This is a genomic window from Actinomycetota bacterium (genome assembly GCA_018830725.1).
Classification (GTDB): domain Bacteria; phylum Actinomycetota; class Humimicrobiia; order JAHJRV01; family JAHJRV01; genus JAHJRV01.
This window is the reverse complement of record JAHJRV010000159.1, coordinates 1-2,025: the sequence shown is the minus strand read 5'-3', so window position 1 is coordinate 2,025 and position 2,025 is coordinate 1. Positions and strand designations below refer to the sequence as shown.

General features: G+C 31.1%; 2 protein-coding genes. Both read left to right on the top strand.

All coding sequences use genetic code 11. The features are described from left to right. Positions 1-199: 199 nt before the first annotated feature. Entirely contained in the window at positions 200-1,522 is a 1,323-nt protein-coding gene (locus KKC53_07030) for an NTP transferase domain-containing protein (GenBank protein MBU2598899.1), read from the top strand. A 156-nt stretch (positions 1,523-1,678) separates the two neighbouring features. Then, positions 1,679-2,025 (top strand): sugar phosphate isomerase/epimerase (locus KKC53_07025; GenBank protein ID MBU2598898.1); only part of this gene is annotated, 347 nt, incomplete at its 3' end.

Sequence of the window (2,025 nt, the reverse complement as noted above, 5' to 3'; positions counted from 1 at the left end):
TCTTTAAGCGAAAAAAGGGAGAAAAAAAGTAAAATTGTACTACAAGTATTAAGAATTAAATTTAAAGATATATTATGCTATATTTCCTCTTGAGGGAATAATTAAATAATCTTAAATAAAGATTTGACACAATAGTTGCTTATAAATTTAATCAGCAATTTTATTTTAGTATCCTTATAAAAGAAAGAGATGATTAGAAATGAAATGTCTGATAATTGCTGCAGGAGAAGGAAGTAGATTGTCCTATAGGGGCGACTCCAAACCTCTCGTTCCCCTTTTAGAATTACCTCTTATCGAACGAGTAATATTAAATGCTAAGGGAGTAGGTATTACCGATTTCTACATAGTAACTGGCTATAATGGAGAAAAACTGCGAAAACACTTAAATCAATTTAGTCAGAATAAAAACTTAAAAATATCCTATTTTCAAAATAATCAATGGAAAAAAGAAAATGGGCTCTCCGTTCTTGCGGCAAAAAAGGAAATAAATGAAAATTTTATTCTATTGATGAGTGACCATATCTTTAATGAATCTATATTGGCAGAATTACTTCAGGAGAAGATTGTTTATGGAGAAATTATACTGGCAGTAGATTATAACCTTGAGAACAAAATTGTCGATATTGATGATGTTACCAAAGTTTTAGTTGATAATAAAGGAAGAATTGTAAATATCGGAAAGGATATTAAAGAATATAATGCTTATGACACCGGAATATTTCTTTGTTCACCGGCAATATTTGAGGCCTTAGAAGAAAGCTCAGACAATGGTGATACCAGTCTTTCAGCGGGAATAAAGATATTAGCTAAAAAGGAAAAGGCAAGAGCCTTTGACATCAGGGGGAGATATTGGATTGATATAGATGATGAAAATGCATTTAAGAAGGCAGAAAATATTCTTTTAACTAATTTAAAAAAAGTGTCTGATGGTCCTGTATCCAGATATCTAAACCGTCCAATCTCCATTAGAATTTCAAAATATCTCTTAAAAAAAAGTATTACCCCTAATCAGATTTCTTTATTTTCTTTTATCTTTTCTATGGGGGGTGCTCTTTTTTTCTTTTTTGGGGGATATGCTAATTTACTAATCGGCGGAATATTGGCACAAATGGCCTCTATTATTGATGGTTGCGATGGAGAGATCGCCCGCTTAAAGTTTCAAACATCCGAGTTTGGAGGGTGGTATGATGCGGTCTTAGACCGTTATGCAGACGCATTTCTTCTTTTTGGTATAACTTATTATGTATATTTTTTAGGAGAAAATTTATTATATCTATTTATAGGATTTTTGGCTATCATCGGTTCCTTTGTGAACAGCTACACTGCTGATAAATATGATGGGTTAATGAAAAAAAATCTTACTCGCGGAAAGCATTACTTTAGAATAGGCCGTGATGTTCGAATAGGTGTTATATTTATTGGAACCTTAATAAATCAACCCGTTTTGATCTTGTTTATCATTGCTTTTTTAATGAATACTGAGAATATAAGAAGAATACTAATTTTTTATAACAAAAAGTAATATTTTTTATTATTCTATGGGTGAAATTAACCGGAAGAAGCTAATTAAGAGTCATTAACGGCCAAATATTTTTTCTATATAATACTTGTATGTGAATTTGATTGTGTTATAATGTGAAATAATTAGTAAAAATATATTTGGTTTTTAGTTGGAGCTATGCATATAAAAGGAATTGGAATAAATATAGATTCTCCCACAATAGATGGAGATTTAGATATATTAGAAAAGGCCTTAGGTAATTTTCAGGATATAGGATTTGACTATGTCGAGATACCTGTTCACGGAGTCGATGCTATCTTTAAAGGGAGATTAAATTGGCTACAAACCAGGGTAATTACAGACATCCTGAAAAAGTTTAAATTAAGATATACTGTTCATGGTCCTAACTTATTAAATCTAATGGACGCCCGTAATTTCCAGCTACAAAAGGAGATCTTTAAATCAGGGATCGAGTTTACTAATGCTATAGGAGCAGAAATTTTTATATACCATAGTGGGAAAAT